16 protein-coding genes are annotated in these 16,770 nt (G+C 62.5%); 11 read left to right on the top strand and 5 right to left on the bottom strand.

The features are described 5' to 3' along the window. Positions 1–29: 29 nt before the first annotated feature. From KZX66_RS17255 to KZX66_RS17245, 3 genes are all read left to right on the top strand, one after another. On the top strand, positions 30–812 hold the full coding sequence (locus KZX66_RS17255; protein ID WP_248081596.1) for a sulfite exporter TauE/SafE family protein: 783 nt from the start codon (positions 30–32) through the stop codon (positions 810–812). Positions 813–877: 65 nt separating this feature from the next. Continuing rightward, entirely contained in the window at positions 878–1,690 is an 813-nt protein-coding gene (gene lgt, locus KZX66_RS17250; RefSeq protein WP_248081595.1) for a prolipoprotein diacylglyceryl transferase, read from the top strand. A gap of 52 nt (positions 1,691–1,742) precedes the next feature. Continuing rightward, positions 1,743–2,576, top strand: a complete 834-nt coding sequence (locus tag KZX66_RS17245; protein ID WP_248081594.1) for a thymidylate synthase — start codon at positions 1,743–1,745, stop codon at positions 2,574–2,576. Positions 2,577–2,639: 63 nt separating this feature from the next. Here the strand turns inward: KZX66_RS17245 and cadR are convergent, their stop codons facing one another. Further along, positions 2,640–3,089, bottom strand: a complete 450-nt coding sequence (gene cadR / locus KZX66_RS17240; RefSeq protein ID WP_248081593.1) for a Cd(II)/Pb(II)-responsive transcriptional regulator — start codon at positions 3,087–3,089, stop codon at positions 2,640–2,642. Positions 3,090–3,173: 84 nt separating this feature from the next. Between cadR and KZX66_RS17235 the strand changes: the two genes are divergently transcribed. The 7 genes from KZX66_RS17235 (at position 3,174) to KZX66_RS17205 (ending at position 12,095) form a co-directional block, all read left to right on the top strand. Beyond that, positions 3,174–5,426, top strand: a complete 2,253-nt coding sequence (locus KZX66_RS17235; protein ID WP_248081591.1) for a heavy metal translocating P-type ATPase — start codon at positions 3,174–3,176, stop codon at positions 5,424–5,426. A 15-nt stretch (positions 5,427–5,441) separates the two neighbouring features. Beyond that, on the top strand, positions 5,442–6,305 hold the full coding sequence (locus tag KZX66_RS17230; RefSeq protein WP_248081589.1) for a LysR family transcriptional regulator: 864 nt from the start codon (positions 5,442–5,444) through the stop codon (positions 6,303–6,305). A 187-nt stretch (positions 6,306–6,492) separates the two neighbouring features. Further along, positions 6,493–7,557, top strand: a complete 1,065-nt coding sequence (locus KZX66_RS17225) for a putative 2-aminoethylphosphonate ABC transporter ATP-binding protein (RefSeq protein WP_248081587.1) — start codon at positions 6,493–6,495, stop codon at positions 7,555–7,557. 1 nt (position 7,558) lies between these two features. After that, on the top strand, positions 7,559–9,271 hold the full coding sequence (locus tag KZX66_RS17220) for a putative 2-aminoethylphosphonate ABC transporter permease subunit (RefSeq protein ID WP_248081585.1): 1,713 nt from the start codon (positions 7,559–7,561) through the stop codon (positions 9,269–9,271). Positions 9,272–9,292: 21 nt separating this feature from the next. Then, positions 9,293–10,315, top strand: coding sequence for a putative 2-aminoethylphosphonate ABC transporter substrate-binding protein (locus KZX66_RS17215; RefSeq protein WP_248081583.1), 1,023 nt, complete (start codon positions 9,293–9,295; stop codon positions 10,313–10,315). 74 nt (positions 10,316–10,389) lie between these two features. Next, on the top strand, positions 10,390–11,526 hold the full coding sequence (locus KZX66_RS17210) for a TIGR03364 family FAD-dependent oxidoreductase (RefSeq protein ID WP_248081581.1): 1,137 nt from the start codon (positions 10,390–10,392) through the stop codon (positions 11,524–11,526). Then, positions 11,523–12,095 carry a phosphonate degradation HD-domain oxygenase gene (locus KZX66_RS17205; protein WP_248081579.1) on the top strand — a complete coding sequence of 191 codons (573 nt, stop codon included), beginning with the start codon at positions 11,523–11,525 and terminating at the stop codon, positions 12,093–12,095. Before KZX66_RS17210 ends, KZX66_RS17205 begins: the two co-directional genes overlap by 4 nt. On the opposite strand, the gene KZX66_RS17200 is transcribed toward KZX66_RS17205, so the two are convergent. Both KZX66_RS17200 and KZX66_RS17195 read right to left on the bottom strand, forming a co-directional pair. Continuing rightward, positions 12,074–13,441: a DUF3482 domain-containing protein gene (locus KZX66_RS17200; protein WP_248081577.1), complete on the bottom strand. Its 1,368-nt coding sequence runs from the start codon at positions 13,439–13,441 to the stop codon at positions 12,074–12,076. The genes KZX66_RS17205 and KZX66_RS17200 overlap by 22 nt on opposite strands. Further along, positions 13,434–14,813, bottom strand: coding sequence for a DUF2868 domain-containing protein (locus KZX66_RS17195; RefSeq protein WP_248081575.1), 1,380 nt, complete (start codon positions 14,811–14,813; stop codon positions 13,434–13,436). Before KZX66_RS17195 ends, KZX66_RS17200 begins: the two co-directional genes overlap by 8 nt. 69 nt (positions 14,814–14,882) lie before the next feature. Here KZX66_RS17195 and KZX66_RS17190 point away from each other — a divergent pair, with 69 nt between their 5' ends. Continuing rightward, positions 14,883–15,395, top strand: coding sequence for a dihydrofolate reductase (locus KZX66_RS17190; protein WP_248081573.1), 513 nt, complete (start codon positions 14,883–14,885; stop codon positions 15,393–15,395). Between the two features lie 128 nt (positions 15,396–15,523). Here KZX66_RS17190 and KZX66_RS17185 read toward each other — a convergent pair whose 3' ends face one another. After that, entirely contained in the window at positions 15,524–15,997 is a 474-nt protein-coding gene (locus KZX66_RS17185; RefSeq protein WP_248081571.1) for a DUF6392 family protein, read from the bottom strand. Then, a partial coding sequence (locus tag KZX66_RS17180; RefSeq protein WP_248081570.1) for an S-type pyocin domain-containing protein occupies positions 15,904–16,770 on the bottom strand: 867 nt, incomplete at its 5' end. The genes KZX66_RS17180 and KZX66_RS17185, both read right to left, overlap by 94 nt.

Here is a 16,770-nt window from a genome sequence, read left to right as displayed (position 1 = left end):
AACATGCCGGACTTGCTTCGGGGGCTCCCATGGAATTTGTGCTGTATTTGCTGCTGGGTGCCTGCGCGGGCGTGCTCGCCGGGCTGTTTGGCGTAGGCGGCGGGATCATTATTGTGCCGGTGCTGGTGTTCAGCTTCACCTTGCAGGGTTTCGATCCCCAGGTGCTGACCCATCTGGCGGTGGGCACCTCCCTGGCGACCATCATCTTTACGTCGGTCAATGCCGTGCGCGAGCATCACCGACGGGGCGCTGTGCGGTGGCCGATCTTTGTGTGGATGACGGTGGGCATCCTGATCGGCGCGGGCTTTGGCGCACTTACTGCCGAGGCGATTTCCGGCCCTCACTTGCAAAAGATCATCGGCGTGTTCGCGTTGATCATCGCTGTGCAGTTGGCCCTGGAGGTCAAGCCCAAGGCCAGCCGCACGGTGCCGGGCAAGCTCGTGCTGACCCTGGCCGGCACGGTGATTGGCTGGGCCTCGGCGATTTTCGGCATCGGCGGCGGCTCGCTGACGGTGCCCTTTTTGACCTGGCGCAGTGTGCCGATGCAGCAGGCGGTGGCGACGTCGTCTGCCTGTGGCCTGCCGATTGCCCTGGCCAGTGCGTTAAGTTTCATGATTCTGGGCTGGCATGACCCCCTGCTGCCCGCCCATAGTCTGGGGTTCGTGTATTTGCCGGCGCTGCTGGGCATAGCCCTGACCAGCATGGTGTTTGCCCGCTTCGGCGCGCGCCTGGCACACCGGTTGTCGCCGCGGTTGCTCAAGCGCCTGTTCGCTGCTCTGCTGTTTTGCGTCGGCTTAAACTTTTTGTTGTAACGCAGGCTTAATCGCGCACGGGCATGGTCCGGGCGCTATCACGAATGATTGAACGAGGAGTCGCAATGCTGCCTTACCCGCAGATCGACCCGGTGGCCCTGGCCATCGGTCCGCTGAAAATCCACTGGTACGGGTTGATGTACCTGATCGGCATCGGCGGCGCCTGGCTGCTGGCCTCCCGACGCCTGAACCGTTTCGACCCGACCTGGACCAAGGAGAAACTCTCCGACATGGTGTTCTGGCTGTCGATGGGGGTGATCGTCGGCGGGCGCCTGGGGTATGTGCTGTTTTACGATCTGCCTGCGTACATCGATAACCCGACGCTGATTTTCGAGGTGTGGAAGGGCGGCATGGCGTTCCACGGTGGGTTTATCGGCGTGATGATCGCCGCCTGGTGGTTTGGCCGGCGCAACGGCAAGTCGTTCTTCCAACTGATGGACTTTGTCGCGCCACTGGTCCCGATCGGCCTGGGTGCCGGGCGCATTGGTAACTTTATCAATGCCGAATTGTGGGGCAAACCGACCGACGTGCCATGGGCCATGGTCTTCCCGCCGTTCAGCGACCCGGCGCAATTGCCGCGTCATCCGTCGCAGCTGTACCAGTTTGCTCTCGAAGGCGTGGCGTTGTTCGTGATTCTCTACCTCTTCTCGCGCAAGCCGCGTCCGACCATGGCCGTTTCCGGCATGTTCGCGCTGTTCTACGGGATCTTCCGCTTTATCGTCGAGTTCGTACGCGTGCCGGATGCACAGTTGGGCTACCTGGCGTGGGGCTGGTTGACCATGGGGCAGGTGCTCAGCATCCCGATGATCCTCGTCGGCCTGGGCCTGCTGTGGTGGGCGTACAATCGCCCGCAGCCGCTGAAGCACACCGCGCTTTGAATTCGAATGCCGGGGCCTGCTGGGCCTCGGCTTCAACGATACAGGTAATGACATGAAGCAATATCTCGAACTACTGAACGACGTCGTGACCAATGGCCTGACCAAGGGCGATCGCACCGGCACCGGCACCAAGGCCGTGTTCGCCCGTCAGTACCGGCATAACCTGGCCGATGGCTTCCCGCTGCTGACCACCAAGAAGCTTCACTTCAAAAGCATCGCCAACGAGCTGATCTGGATGTTAAGCGGCAATACCAACATCAAGTGGCTCAACGAGAACGGCGTAAGAATCTGGGACGAATGGGCCACCGAAGACGGTGACCTGGGCCCGGTGTACGGCGAGCAGTGGACGGCCTGGCCGACCAAGGACGGCGGCAAGATCAACCAGATCGACTACATGGTCGAGACGCTGAAGACCAACCCCAACAGCCGTCGCATCCTGTTCCACGGCTGGAACGTCGAGTACCTGCCGGACGAAACCAAGAGCCCCCAGGAAAACGCGCGCAACGGCAAGCAAGCCCTGCCACCGTGCCACTTGCTGTACCAGGCATTCGTGCATGACGGCCATTTATCGATGCAGTTGTATATCCGCAGCTCCGATGTATTCCTCGGCCTGCCCTACAACACCGCCGCCCTGGCGCTGCTCACCCATATGCTGGCCCAGCAGTGCGACCTGATCCCTCACGAGATCATCGTCACCACCGGCGACACCCACGCCTACAGCAACCACATGGAACAGATCCGGACCCAGCTGGCGCGTACGCCGAAGAAGCTGCCGGAACTGGTGATCAAGCGTAAGCCTGCGTCGATCTACGACTACCGGTTCGAAGATTTCGAGATCGTCGGTTACGACGCCGACCCAAGCATCAAGGCCGATGTAGCCATTTAAAGGCTGCCTCGAGCTGAATGTGGGAAGGGCGAGCCGCTTCCCACATTTCTGAACCCGGCTGACTCAATGGCCGTGGCTTCTGCCTACATGCGAAGGCTCAGCCTCGCTGGCCTGCACACTGCCGCTGACTTCCAGCCGCTGCAAAATCCCGCACTGATCAAGGTCCGGCCCACTGCCGCAGCGTTGGCGCAGATCCAGCAACTGGTCCTGCAACGCCAACAGCCCATCGATCCGCGCTTTCACATGGTGGATATGCTCATCGATCAAGGCATTCACGCTTTCGCACTGGTCCTGCGGGCTGTCGCGCAGGCTGAGCAGGCTGCGGATTTCTTCCAGGGTCATGTCGAGGCTGCGGCAATTGCGGATAAAGATCAGGCGCTCGGTGTGCGCCTGGGTGTACACGCGGTAGTTGGCGTCCGTGCGCGCCGGGGGCGGCAACAGGCCTTCTTTCTCGTAATAACGGATGGTTTCCACCTGACAGTCGGTCAGTTTGGCCAGTTCGCCGATCTTCATCGCAGCAATCTCCAAATGGGTGCTTGACCCTATAGTGGCTACAGGGTCTTTACTTGGCAACAGGCACCTTACGGACGCGACAGAATGAGCGATTCCCTCCACACCCCGCACAAACATGACCATGATCACGATCACGGCCCCAGGAAACTCACGCCGGTCCACGACCACGGCCATGGCGGCTCCTGTTGTTCCGGCGCGCCGGCACCGGCGCTGGTGCAACTGAGCGAAGCGCCCACCGCGGGCTCGCGCCTGAGCACTTTCCGCATCGAGGCGATGGACTGTCCCACCGAGCAGACGCTGATCCAGAACAAACTGGGCAAGCTCGCCGGTGTGCAGCAGCTGGAATTCAACCTGATCAACCGCATCCTCGGCGTTACCCATGACCTGCCGAGCACGGCACCGATCATCGACGCGATCAAATCACTGGGCATGCAGGCCGACCCGATCGAAGAAGGCACGCCGGCCGCCGAACCGCCGGCCAAGAAGCACTGGTGGCCGCTGGCGCTGTCCGGCTTTGGTGCGTTGGGCGCTGAAGTGCTGCACTTCACGGATGCTGCACCTACCTGGGTGATCGCCATCGTGGCGCTGGTGTCGATCCTCAGCGGTGGCCTCACCACCTATAAAAAGGGCTGGATTGCCCTGAAGAACCTCAACCTGAACATCAACGCCCTGATGAGCATAGCCGTCACCGGCGCGATCCTGATCGGCCAATGGCCGGAAGCCGCCATGGTGATGTTCCTGTTCACCGTTGCCGAGTTGATCGAAGCCAAGTCCCTGGACCGTGCGCGCAATGCCATCAGTGGCTTGATGCAGATGACCTCGGAACAGGCCACCGTACGGCAGGCCGACGGCAGTTGGGCGGAACAGGAAGTCAAAAGCATCGAACTGGGTGCTATCGTTCGGGTTAAGCCCGGTGAGCGCATTGGCCTGGACGGCGAAGTCACTGCCGGCCAGTCCACCATCGACCAAGCGCCGATCACCGGTGAAAGCCTGCCGATTGAAAAGACCGTGGGCGACAAGGTCTTCGCCGGCACCATCAACCAGGCCGGTTCGCTGGAGTACGCTGTGACGGCAGCGGCCAATAACTCGACGCTGGCGCGGATCATTCACGCGGTGGAGCAGGCCCAGGGCGCGCGCGCACCGACTCAGCGCTTTGTCGACAGCTTCTCCAAGGTCTACACCCCGGCCGTTTTCCTGTTTGCCCTGGGTGTGGCCGTCATTCCACCGCTGTTTATGGCCGGCGTGTGGTTCGACTGGATCTACCGCGCCCTGGTATTGCTGGTGGTCGCCTGCCCATGCGCGCTGGTGATCTCCACCCCGGTGACCATCGTCAGCGGCCTGGCGGCTGCCGCGCGTAAAGGCATCCTGATCAAGGGCGGTGTGTACCTGGAGGGCGGGTACAAACTCGACTACCTGGCGCTGGACAAGACCGGCACCATCACCCACGGCAAGCCGGTGCAAACCGATTACCTGGCGCTGTTCCCGAATGTGGAGTCCAGCGCGCCAGCCCTGGCCGCCAGTTTGGCCCGGCGCTCTGACCACCCGGTGTCGATGGCGATCGCCAACGCGGCTGTGGATAAAAACCTGTCGAACCACGTTGTGGATAACTTCGCAGCCCTGGCCGGTCGCGGTGTGCGCGGTGACATTGAGGGCCAAACCTATCACCTGGGCAACCATCGCCTGGTAGAAGACCTTGGCCTCTGCTCGCCGGAGCTGGAAGAAAAACTCTTCGCCCTGGAGAAACAAGGCAAGTCCGTGGTGCTGTTGCTCGACAAGTCCGGCCCCCTTGCCCTGTTTGCCGTGGCCGACACGGTCAAGGACAGCAGCCGCGAAGCCATCCGGCAGTTGCACGAACTGGGCATCAAGACCCTGATGCTCACGGGCGACAACACCCACACCGCCAAGGCGATTGCGGCCCAGGTCGGCATCGATCAGGCTCAGGGTGACCTGCTGCCCACCGACAAACTGCATGCCATTGAAGCCCTTTACAGCCAGGGCCACCGCGTGGGCATGGTTGGCGACGGTATCAACGACGCGCCAGCCCTGGCCCGCGCCGAGATCGGCTTTGCCATGGCAGCGGCGGGCACGGACACGGCCATCGAAACCGCCGACGTGGCGCTGATGGACGATGATTTGCGCAAGATCCCGGCTTTCATTCGGCTGTCGCGACAAACGTCGAGTATCCTCAAGCAGAACATCGCCCTGGCGTTGGTGATCAAGGCGATCTTCCTGGCGGTCACTTTCCTGGGCATGGCCACTATGTGGATGGCGGTGTTCGCCGATATGGGGGTGAGCCTGCTGGTGGTATTCAATGGCCTGCGTCTGTTGCGCAAATAGGGTTGAGAGGCTGGTGTGCTGAGTGCTGAGCTAAAAGCGTTTTACAAGGTCGCCCGCCTGGGCAGCATCACCCAGGCGGCGAAAAAACTCGGCCTGAGCCAACCCACCGTCACCACCCAGATCCGCAACCTCGAAAGCCAGTACGGCGTAGAGCTGTTCTACCGTGGCGGCCGTCGTCTGACCGTCAGTGACGAGGGCGCGCGGCTGCTGCCGATGGTCAAGGCGCTGTTGCAGCAGGAAGCGGATATCGAGTTTTTCCTGCGTAACAATGGTCAGGTGCAGGGCGCCTTGCGCATTGCTGCGACCGCGCCGTATTACATCCTTGATCTGGTCAAAGCCTTTCGCGAGCGCTTGCCGCAGGTGGAGGTGTCCGTGGAAATCGGCAACTCCCAGCAGGTACTCGAAGCACTGGACGATTACCGCGTCGACGTCGCCGCCTCGTCGCAATTGCTGGAAGACCCGCGCTTGATTCGCCGCGTGCTCGGTACCGACCCGTTGGTGCTGGCGGTGCACCGCAATCACCCCCTGGCCACACTCGAGCATGTACCGTTGACCGCACTGGCCGGGCATACGTTGCTGATGCGCGAAGCCGGCTCCACCACCCGCCGCCTGACCGAAGAGATGCTGCACGGCGCCGGCGTGAGTTATGGCCCGCTGCTGGAAATCGGCAGTCGAGAGTCGATCCGCGAGGCGGTGCTGCGCAACATCGGCATCAGCATCATCGCGCGTCAGGAAGTGCCCCATGACCCGCAACTGCGCGTGCTGACCATCGAGAACGCGCCGCAGATTCCGGAGTACCTGTACTGCCTCAAGGAACGCAAAGGCGCGCGGCTGCCGGCGGCGTTTTTGGGGTTGGCTCAGGAAATGTCGCCGCTCTGAGGTGGTGTGGTGCTGGCCTTGAGGGCCAATCGGAGGCGATCCTGCGATTGCGACAGACCAGGCGGCCCATTTTTGAATCGCCTACCCAAATCCACCAATACCACTATCACTCCCTTTTGCCTTCCTGCCACATGAGCGACGCATTGCCTGCCTAGCATGGCTCTCATCAGTTTGATGAGGTGCCACCATGAACACAGCCCTGAGCCAACCCGGCGCGCCGATGAAAGTGCGCGGTATCCAGAAACGCTTCGGCGCCTTTGCGGCGTTGGACAACGTGTCCCTGGACGTCGCCGCCGGCGAGCTGGTGTGCCTGCTGGGGCCGTCCGGTTGCGGCAAGACCACCTTGCTGCGTTGCATCGCCGGCCTGGAGCGCCAGGACAGTGGCGAACTTTACCTGGGTAACCGCGACGTTTCCCTGTTGCCACCGCAGGCGCGGGACTACGGCATTTTGTTCCAGTCCTACGCGCTGTTTCCCAATCTCACTGTCGAAGCGAACATCGGCTACGGCCTCACCGGCAGCGGCCGCGATGAAGTGCGCCAGCGCGTCGGGCAAATGCTGGCGTTGGTCGGCCTGGTGGGCAGCGAAAAGAAATACCCCGGTCAACTCTCCGGTGGCCAGCAGCAACGGGTGGCCCTGGCCCGAGCGCTGGCGCCTGCGCCTTCGTTGTTGTTGCTCGACGAACCCATGTCGGCCCTCGACGCCCGTGTGCGTGAGCACCTGTGCACCGAGCTGCGCCAACTGCAACGCCGCCTGGGCATCACCACCTTGATGGTCACCCACAACCAGGACGAAGCCATGTTGATGGCCGATCGCATTGCGGTGATGAACAACGGCAAGGTCGAGCAATACGCAACGCCCCAGGAGATTTACGACCGCCCGGCCACACCGTTCGTGGCGGAGTTTGTCGGCCAGGGCAACTGGCTGCCGTTCAGCCGCAACAGTGCCAGCCATGCCCAGGTCGGCGGGCTGAACATGCGTCTGGCCGATGACGCCGGTGTGGCCAAGTCCGGCCGCCTGTTCTGCCGCCCGGAAGCCATCAGCGTCAACCCGCCGGTGCACGAAGAAAACCTGTTCCCGGCCAAGGTTCGCGAGATCACCTTCCTTGGCAACCGCTGCCGCATGAGCTTTGAACTGGAACAACTGCCCGGTCACCCACTGCTGGCCGAACTGGCTCCCGAAGCCATGCCGCGCCTGGGCGCTCAGGACATTTGGGTGGCGTTGCCGCCGCGCAGCCTGCAGGTGTTTGCCTGAAATGGCCGTTGATATGAGCGTGCCGCTGCCCCGCGAGGTGTCCCGTGCCGAAGCCGGCGACCGCCTGTTCGTGGTCGGCGGCAAACTGCTGTGGTTGTGCCTGCTGGGTGTCGCGGTATTGATGCCCTTGCTGGCGATTTTCTGGCGCGGGTTCAGCAGCGAAGCCGGGCAGGGCGGTGGTCTTGTGGCGGCACGAGAACTGCTCATCAGCGCAAATTTCCACTGGCTGCTGGGCAACAGCCTCAAAGTCTCCCTCAGCGTGGCGGCCATCGTCGTACCGTTGGCTTACCTGTTTGCCTTCGCGCTGCAACGCACGCTGATTCCTGGCAAGGCGATCTGGCGCGGTCTTTCGCTGCTGCCGCTGATGGCGCCGTCAATGCTGCCAGGCATTGCGCTGGTGTACTTGTTTGGTAACCAGGGCCTGCTGCGCGGGCTGCTCGCGGAGAATATCTACGGGTTCTGGGGGATTGTGCTGGGTGAGGTGATCTACACCTTCCCGCACGCGCTGATGATTCTGCTGTCGGCGCTGTCCCTGGCGGATGCGCGACTGTTCGATGCGGCGTCAAGCATGGGCGCCAGCCCCGCCCGGGCGTTTCGCAGCATTACCTGGCCGGCCACGCGACAAGCCGTCTTTGCCGCGTTCTGCCTGGTGTTCACCCTGACCATCACTGACTTCGGCGTGCCCGTGGTGGTCGGTGGTGATTACCAAGTGCTGGCGCTGGAGGCCTATAAAGCCGTGGTCGGCCAGCAGCAGTTTGGTCGTGGCGCGTTGATCGGCATGGTGTTGCTGCTGCCGGCGCTGTTCAGTTTTGGCGTGGATGCGTGGTTGCGCCGTCGTCAGGGCGACGCCATGAGTGGCCGCGCCCAAGTGTTCCAGCCGACACCCTCGCGGTTAAGGGATGGCTGCTACCTGGCCATCGTCCTGCTGATCTGCGGCGTGTTGCTGCTGGTGTTCGGCATGGCGGTGTATTCCTCGCTGGTCAAATTCTGGCCGTACAACCTGTCGCTGTCGCTCAACCACTACCAGTTCGAAGACACCGCAGGCGGTGGCTGGCTGGCCTATCGCAACAGCCTGACCATGGCCTTGTGCACGGCATTGGTCGGCAGCGTGTTGATCTTCACCGGCGCCTACCTGATGGAAAAAACCAAAGGTCAGAGAGGCCTCAACCTGGCGCTGCGCCTGCTCAGTTTTGTGCCGATGGCCGTGCCGGGACTGGTGCTGGGGTTGGGCTATGTATTTTTCTTCAACCTCAACGGCAACCCGCTCCATGTGTTCTACGGCACCATGACCCTGCTGGTGGTGTGCACCATTGCTCATTATTTGACCACCGCGCAGATGACCGCCACCACGGCCCTGCGCCAGTTGGACAGCGAGTTCGAAGCCGCCGCGCTGTCGCTCAAGGCGCCGCTGTACCGCCACTATCTGCGCGTCACCGTGCCGATCTGCCTGCCGGCGTTGCTGGACATCGTGCGCTACTTGTTTGTGTCGGCGATGACCACCGTGTCCGCCGCGATCTTCCTCTACAGCCCCGACACCCTCCTCGCCGCCGTCGCCGTATTGAACATGGATGACGCCGGCAATGTGGGCGGTGCGGCGGCGATGTCGACCCTGATCCTGTTCACCTCGGGCGGCGTTTCGCTGCTGCTGGCGTGGGCTTCACGTGGCGCGTTGCGCCGTTCCCAAGCCTGGCGCCAGCGTGCGCCGGGCCAATAAACATCCTGAAGGAGGTGCTCCATGTTCAAGCCCCTGGCGCTGGTCGCTGCGGTACTCACTGCATTCAGCCTGAATGCCTTCGCCAAGACCGAGCTCACCGTGTACACGGCCCTCGAAGCCGAGCAGTTGAAGACCTACAAAAAGGCCTTCGAGCAGGCCAACCCCGACGTCGAGATCAAATGGGTGCGTGACTCCACCGGCATCATCACTGCCAAGCTGCTGGCCGAAAAAGCTCGGCCCCAGGCGGACGTGGTGTGGGGCCTGGCCGCCTCCAGCCTGGCGATCCTCGACCAGCAGGGCATGCTGGACAACTACGCGCCGAAGGATCTGGACAAGATCGGCAAAAATTACCGCGACGCCGCCAACCCGCCGGCCTGGGTGGGCATGGACGTGTGGGCCGCGACCATTTGCTTCAACACCGTCGAAGCCGAGAAGCAAGGCCTGACCAAGCCGGTGAGTTGGCAAGACCTGACCAAGCCTGAGTACAAGGGCAAGATCGTCATGCCTAACCCGGCATCCTCCGGTACCGGCTTTCTGGATGTGAGCGCCTGGCTGCAGACCTTCGGCGAGAAGCAGGGCTGGCAGTACATGGACGACCTGCACCAGAACATCGGCCAGTACGTCCACTCCGGTTCCAAGCCTTGCAAACTGGCGGCGTCTGGTGAGTTCCCGATCGGTATTTCCTTTGAATACCCGGCCGTGCAGCTCAAGCGCCAGGGCGCGCCGCTGGACATCATCCTGCCCAAGGAGGGCCTGGGTTGGGACATCGAAGCGACCGCCGTGATCAAGGGCACCGCCCACGCCGAGGCAGCGAAAAAACTGGCTGACTTTTCGGCCAGCCCCGCCGCGATGGAGCTGTACAAGGACAACTTCGCCGTCCTCGCTCAGCCCGGTGTTGCCAAGCCGCAGACCGAATTGCCGGCCGACTATGAGCAACGGTTGATCAAGAATGACTTCGCCTGGGCCTCGAAGAACCGCGACAGCATTTTGACCGAGTGGCGTAAGCGTTATGACGGCAAGTCGGAGAAGGTTGCCGGTCAGTAGGTTTTTTTCGTCAGGGCCAGTGGCCTCATCGGGGGCTTGCCCCCGATAGCGGTCTTGAAAACAGGACATTACCAATGACACACCACAGCGACCTGCTGATCATCGGCGCCGGTATCCTCGGCCTGTCCCACGCCTACGCAGCCGCCAGGCGCGGGCTCAAGGTCAAGGTGTTCGAGCGCAGCGCCACGCCGTTGGGGGCGTCGGTGCGCAACTTCGGTCAGGCATTGGTCACGGGCCAACCGCCGGGGCCGATGCTCGAGCTGGCACGGGAAAGCCGCGAGATCTGGGGGCACTGGGCCCAGGTGGCGGGGGTGCAACTCAAGCGCAATGGTTCGTACCTGTTCGCCCGGACCGAGGCCGAAGAGCAACTGTTGGAAGCGTTCTGCGCCGGACGTGCACAGCAACATGGCTACCGCGTCGAGTTGCTGCAAGGCGCGGCGCTGAAGGCGTTGTATGGCGGCCAGTTTGGCCATCACCGCGCGGCGTTGCACGGCAAGGACGATCAGCAGCTGTATTCGCGCGAAGCGATCCCGGCGCTGATCCACTACCTGAGCCAGGTATTGAACGTGGAGTTTCACTTCTCGACCCTGGTGCGCGAGGTCGAACCGGGCCAGCTGCACAGCACGGCGGGCAGTTTTCGGGGCGAGCAGATCATTGTGTGCTCCGGGCACGATTACCAGACCCTGCTGGCCGAGGCGATCACGCAGCTCAATCCACAGGTCTGTCGCCTGCAAATGCTGCGCGCCCGGCCGGCGTTTGACCTGAACCTGAAACACGCATTGCTCACGGGCCTCAGTTGTGTGCATTACGGCGCGTTCGCCGACTTGCCGGAAGCAGCAGCGGTGCAGGCGCAGATCCTGCGTGAAGCACCGCACCTGCACCAACACGGGATTCACCTGCTGATCAGCCCGACGCCCCATGGCGAACTGATCATCGGCGACTCCCACGACTACGGCAGCGATGCATCACCGTTCAATGCCGAGCAGGTCGACGACTGGCTGATCGAACTGGCCGAGCACACCTTGGGGTGCAAGGTTCAGGTGCTGGAGCGTTGGCAGGGGGTGTACGGCGCGCGCGGGCCTGGACCGTTTTCGTTCCTGCGCGTGGCCCCCGGCGTGAGCACCGCGTTGATGCACACCGGAGTGGGGATGAGTGTGGGCCCGGCGATGGCCGAGCGGAATATCACGGCATTGTGGGGGCAGGTGCTATGACCCGTGCGCAGGTGGTGGCCGAGGTCTTCGGTTTGTACGAACAGCACGGCCAGGCCGATTACATCGGCGAGCGGGTGTCGCAGATCGAACACATGTCCCAGGCCGCACAGCTGGCAATGGCTGAAGGCTTTGATGATGAGGTGGTGCTGGCGGCGTTTTTCCACGATATCGGGCATATCTGCGGGCAGGGCGGCGAGCCTATGGGCGGTTACGGCGTGGCCAGCCATGAGCGGCTGGGGGCCGATTATTTGCGGCGCGCAGGCTTCGGCGAGCGCATGGCCAGGCTGGTGGAGTATCACGTGCAGGCCAAGCGTTACCTGACGTTCAGCCAGCCTGGCTACTATGCCCGCCTAAGCGAAGCCAGCCGCCGGACCCTGGCTTACCAGGGCGGGCCCATGAGCGCCGAAGAGGCCCAGGTGTTCGAACAGGACCCGCTGTGCGCGGTGAGCCTGCGCATGCGCCACTGGGACGAGCACGCCAAGGAGATGCACGTGTCATTGATCGACCTTGAGCTGCTCAAAGCCAAAGCGTTGCAGCTATTGGCCGATCAGGACGCGTCCAGCCGCTGAGCCAGGGCCTGGACCTGTTCCTGGCGTTCAGTCTGGCTCAGTTTCGCGTGCGGGTTGAGGGATGACCATTGCGGGTGGGCGCGAGCCTTGTGCAGCGCGTCCGGTAATTTACCCTCGCGCCAGGTTTTGTCCTGGGGCGTGTCGACCTTGATGCTGTGCATCGCCGCATGCCCGCGCTGGTTCAAGGCCTTGAGCAGTTGGCGCTGGCGCAGGGCGAGCAGGCGCAGCACGCTGTCGTCGACGGTGAGTTCGCGCTGGCCTTTGATCTTGCCCAGCAGGCGGCCGCCATAGCTGCGTGCGGTTTGCAGCGCGCCTCCGGCAATCGCTCCGGCGATGGCGGCGGCGCCGAGGGTCAGCCCGCCGACGAGCAAGTCCACCCCGGCCCCGGCGGCGGCGCCTGCGGCGATGCCACCGCCCACGCGCACGCCGAGTTGTTTGAGGGTTTCCGGGTTGAACAAGTCGTCACCCCAGCGCCCGTCCAGCAGCGGTAAATCGCTGGCGGCGGCGTCCTGCGGGCGGAAACCGAACAGCTTGAGCAGGGCCTCCACGCATTTTTGTTCGCGCTGACGCACGGCTTTGCGCAGATCGCTGATGGCCTGGGGTTCGTCTTCGGTGACCACGCTGCGCCGACAGGCCGCGCAGTCGATCAGCAGCTCGGCGATCAACCGGGCGGCGCTTTGCTGGCGGGCCTGGCGTTGGGCTTGCTGATCAAGGATCAAGCGTTCCAACTGCGGCCGTGCGTTCTCCAGCAGCAGGGCCAGGCTTTCATACAGGCGGCGCTCGCCGTCTTCGGGCGGCGCGACACTGTCGAAACGCACCAGTGCATGCAGGCCCAGGCGGGCCAGGGCTTCGCGCCAATCGGGCTCGCGATGGTCGCTGCTGCTGACGAAGTTGAGCACCGGCAGCAACGGCTTGCCGCAACTGGCCAGCACTTGCAGCTCATCGCGGTACTTGGCCAGCACCGGCTCGCGGGCGTCGATCACATACAGGCCGGCATCCGAGGCCAGCAGTTGGCGCAACACCTTGGCTTCCTGCTCGAAACGCTGGCGGGCCTCGCTGCCTTCGAGAAACCGCGCAAGGCGCGCCGGACCGTCCAGGCGTTCGCCGGGTCGATCGAGGCGTTCCAGATAGTCGAGCAGGGCGATGGCATCTTCCAGGCCGGGCGTGTCGTACAGCTCCAGCAAGGCGTCGCCGTCCACCGACAACCGTGCGCCTTCCACATGCCGCGTGGTGCTGGGGCGATGGGATACTTCGCCAAAGCCCACATCGCGGGTCAGGGTGCGCAGCAGGGAGGTCTTGCCCACGTTGGTGTGGCCGACCACGGCGAGTTTCAGCGGTTTAGTCATGGCCGGTCTCCAGCCAATTGAGCGGCGCGCAGTCGGCGAACGGCAGTTCCAACTGTTGCAGCGCGGTGTGCCAATCGCCCAGGCGTGCGGCGTCCAGTGCCTGGCCCGGTGGGGCTTGCAGCAACCAGACACGGGTGGCCGTGGCGCTGCGTGCCAGCTCGGCGATCAACGCCAGGCTGCCACGGTCGGGCGAGCGGCGCGGGTCGCAGGCAATGGCCAGGCGGGCGGGCGGGAAGCGGGTGAGCTGATCCAGCAGTTTGTGGCGCGATTCGCGGCTGTCGAGGATGCCGGCATTTTTGACGTTGGCCGGCAGTTTCGGTGGCCAGGTGTGTGTGTCGTCCAGTTCGATGGCCACCAGCAGCGCACCGTCGCTGTCCAACTCACTCACGCCTGCCGTGATGTGGTGTAACTGTTCGGGCGCGGCGTCGTTGACCCCCAGGCGTTCGCTGCTCGGCATCAGGCGTTCGCGCAGTTGCGCGTAGCCGGGCAGGTTGAGGTCCAGGTGCAAGGCGACGCGCCCGCGGTGCCAGCGCCAGAGGCATAGCAGGGCGAGGATCAAGCGCGGCACCACGCCGTAGACCAGCAGCACTCCGACCAGCCAGGCGGCCCAGGCCTGGCGGGCGCTTTCGACAGTGAGCGCGGCGTCACCGCTGGCGCGGATCATCTCGATGCTCGGCACGTTAAACCCGAGCAAGGCCGGCAGACTGCCGAGGGCCTGGGTGGCGGCGACAAACGTATCGGCTCCGAGAATGGTGGTTTCCCACACAAAGCCGTAGCGCCGGGTGGCGAGCAGTGTCAGCACAATGACCAGGGCGCTGAGCAGCGCCAGCAACCACAGGCCATTGACCAGCACGCCCACGGCCCAGCGATTGAGCTTTTGCCGTTGCAGCAGCAGTAACAGCGCGGGCGCCAGTTGAGCGGCCTTGGCGTCGCGGGCGAGTTTTTCGCTGAGCCACAACCACAGGCGGCCGAGGCTGGCGCCGTGCTCGCCGGCAAACAGCAGGCCCAGGGCCCAACTGAGCAGCAGGATCAGGTTCACGCCGAGCAGGCTGCCCAGGGCCCAGAACACATTTACGGGGGTTAAACCGTTGCCCAGCGCGGCAAATGCCAGCCCGGCACCGCTGATGATCGCGACTATCGCCAGCAGCACCAGCGCCAGGCGCGCGCCTTGCAGCCAACGGGTGAGGGCGGGGGTGAGGCCATCGCGCTCGGCCAGGTGCAAGGCGCGCTGCTGGATGCGCGTCGGCAGGTCGCCGCCCGCGGTGCGGGCCAGCCGGTTGGCTTCCAGGTCGTCCAGGGCGCCGGCGTGTTCTTCACGCAAGCGCACGGTTTCCGTCAGCCAGAGTTTTTGCAGAGGAGTCAGTACAGTCACGCGCCGTCCTGTCGTGTCAGTGAGCCTGGAGCATAACCGCTGGGTCGCGGCTCTGGTATTCTCGTCGCCATGAAAAAAACTCTCCCTTTAAGCCTGATCGCAGCCCTCGGTGAAAACCGCGTGATCGGCGTCGACAACAGCATGCCCTGGCACTTGCCAGGGGATTTCAAATATTTCAAGGCCACCACGCTGGGCAAGCCCATCATCATGGGGCGCAAGACCTGGGACTCCCTGGGCCGACCGCTGCCGGGGCGCTTGAACCTGGTGGTCAGCCGTCAGACCAACCTGGTGCTGGAAGGTGCGGAAGTTTTTCCGTCGCTTGAAACCGCCGTGGCACGGGCTCAAGCCTGGGCGCTGGAGCAGGGCGTGGATGAGCTGATGCTGATTGGCGGCGCGCAGTTGTATGCGCAGGGGCTGGAACACGCGGATCGCCTGTATTTGACGCGCGTGGCGCTGAGCCCGGAAGGGGATGCTTGGTTTCCGGCGTTTGATGCGCAGCAGTGGAAGCTGGTTTCCAATCTGCCGAATCCCGGCGAAGGTGATAAGCCGGCATACAGCTTTGAGGTGTGGGAACGCGGCTAAGATCGTCCCCGCTCGGAGCGGGGAGCGTGTGGTTTTATCGATCCGGCACGAAGTAGGCTCTCGACAATAAACTCGTCATAAGTTCGCCCCGAACCTCCTACTAAACAATGAGTTTTAACGGCATCCACTCATCGTGATCCAGGATCAAGCAGGGTAAACGTCAGTGTCTTGATCTGAAGATTTTCTGCATAGGTAAAAATCAGTTTGGCGTTTGGATGAGTTTGCGAGTCTAGCCGATAAGAATCCCAACCCCCAATCGCCGTATTCAAGGGCAATTTCGTCATTCCCCTTGACTCCAGCGGCGCTCCGAAAGCGGCCCGCACACCAGATTGATTCCTCACCAGTGAAAATGGTTTGGGTAGCTCTCCGGCGTATGACGTCATCCCCTTCATAGTCTCAAGCAGGATAATGTGAAGAGTTTCCAGATTTTTTGTCTGCGCCGAAAAGCTCAACTCAAGTCCCGCACCAGGCTTTAACGTTAACGAGTCACGCCCTTGGTAAAGCTCGCTTAAAGGCTGACTGGGTACGGTACCTTCAGCGACCAAGACGTCATGATGGCGCCCAAGGTTTTTAATCCATTTTTCAATGGTTCTGCCGTCCATGAGTACCACCCCTGTTCCTGATTGAGTTTGTGCAATTGCTCACGGGCTGCTTCGATTTTTAACTCGCTATAGCCCTCTTCCAACAAACCCGGCTTGATTGCATTAAAGTTCCGATCCGTGGCGGCTCGTAAATTGAAAACGTCATGAGCTTGTTTCGCCTTGGTATTGCGCCCACCGTAAGTCTCGCTGAATTTTTGATGCACCCGAGCGGGAATCGCTATCGCAGAGGCTTGCCTCAGGTATATCTGAACCTCCTGCTCGGTAATACCAGGGAACGTGGCCTTCAAACTGGCCTCAAGCACCTTTCGTGACGGAATATGATCAATGTCTAAACCGTCCCCCCGGCTTCGCGCGCTGAGATCACCATAAACCCCCACCTCAAGCGGACTCACCGCAGGCTTGGCAAACACCAAATACAACGGCGGCAAACCCGAATCAGCCGGAAACGAAATGATCGCATCCTGCCAGGTAACATCCTCAGCTTCGCGCCCAGGGTAGTGACTGATTGCCGAATCCTGCCCCACGGCAACCGGATGCACGAACAAATTATCCAGGCGCTCCGATGTGCCTGGATACGGGCTCGGCGCACTGACCACCGGCCCTTTATTTGGCGTCCAGGTAATGCTGATGCCATCCAGCACGGCCACCATCGCGCTTTTGTCCGTATTCCATCTAGCTTGCGCAACGGGTACACGATCAGCGCCACTGTCAGCCTTGGTATGTATGCCGTAAACACGCAGCTCACCTGACTCATCCTGGCGAAACTGAAACCG

Source organism: Pseudomonas sp. EYE_354 (genome assembly GCF_023148575.1).
Classification (GTDB): Bacteria; Pseudomonadota; Gammaproteobacteria; order Pseudomonadales; family Pseudomonadaceae; genus Aquipseudomonas.
This window is presented reverse-complemented; position numbering and strand designations above follow the sequence as displayed.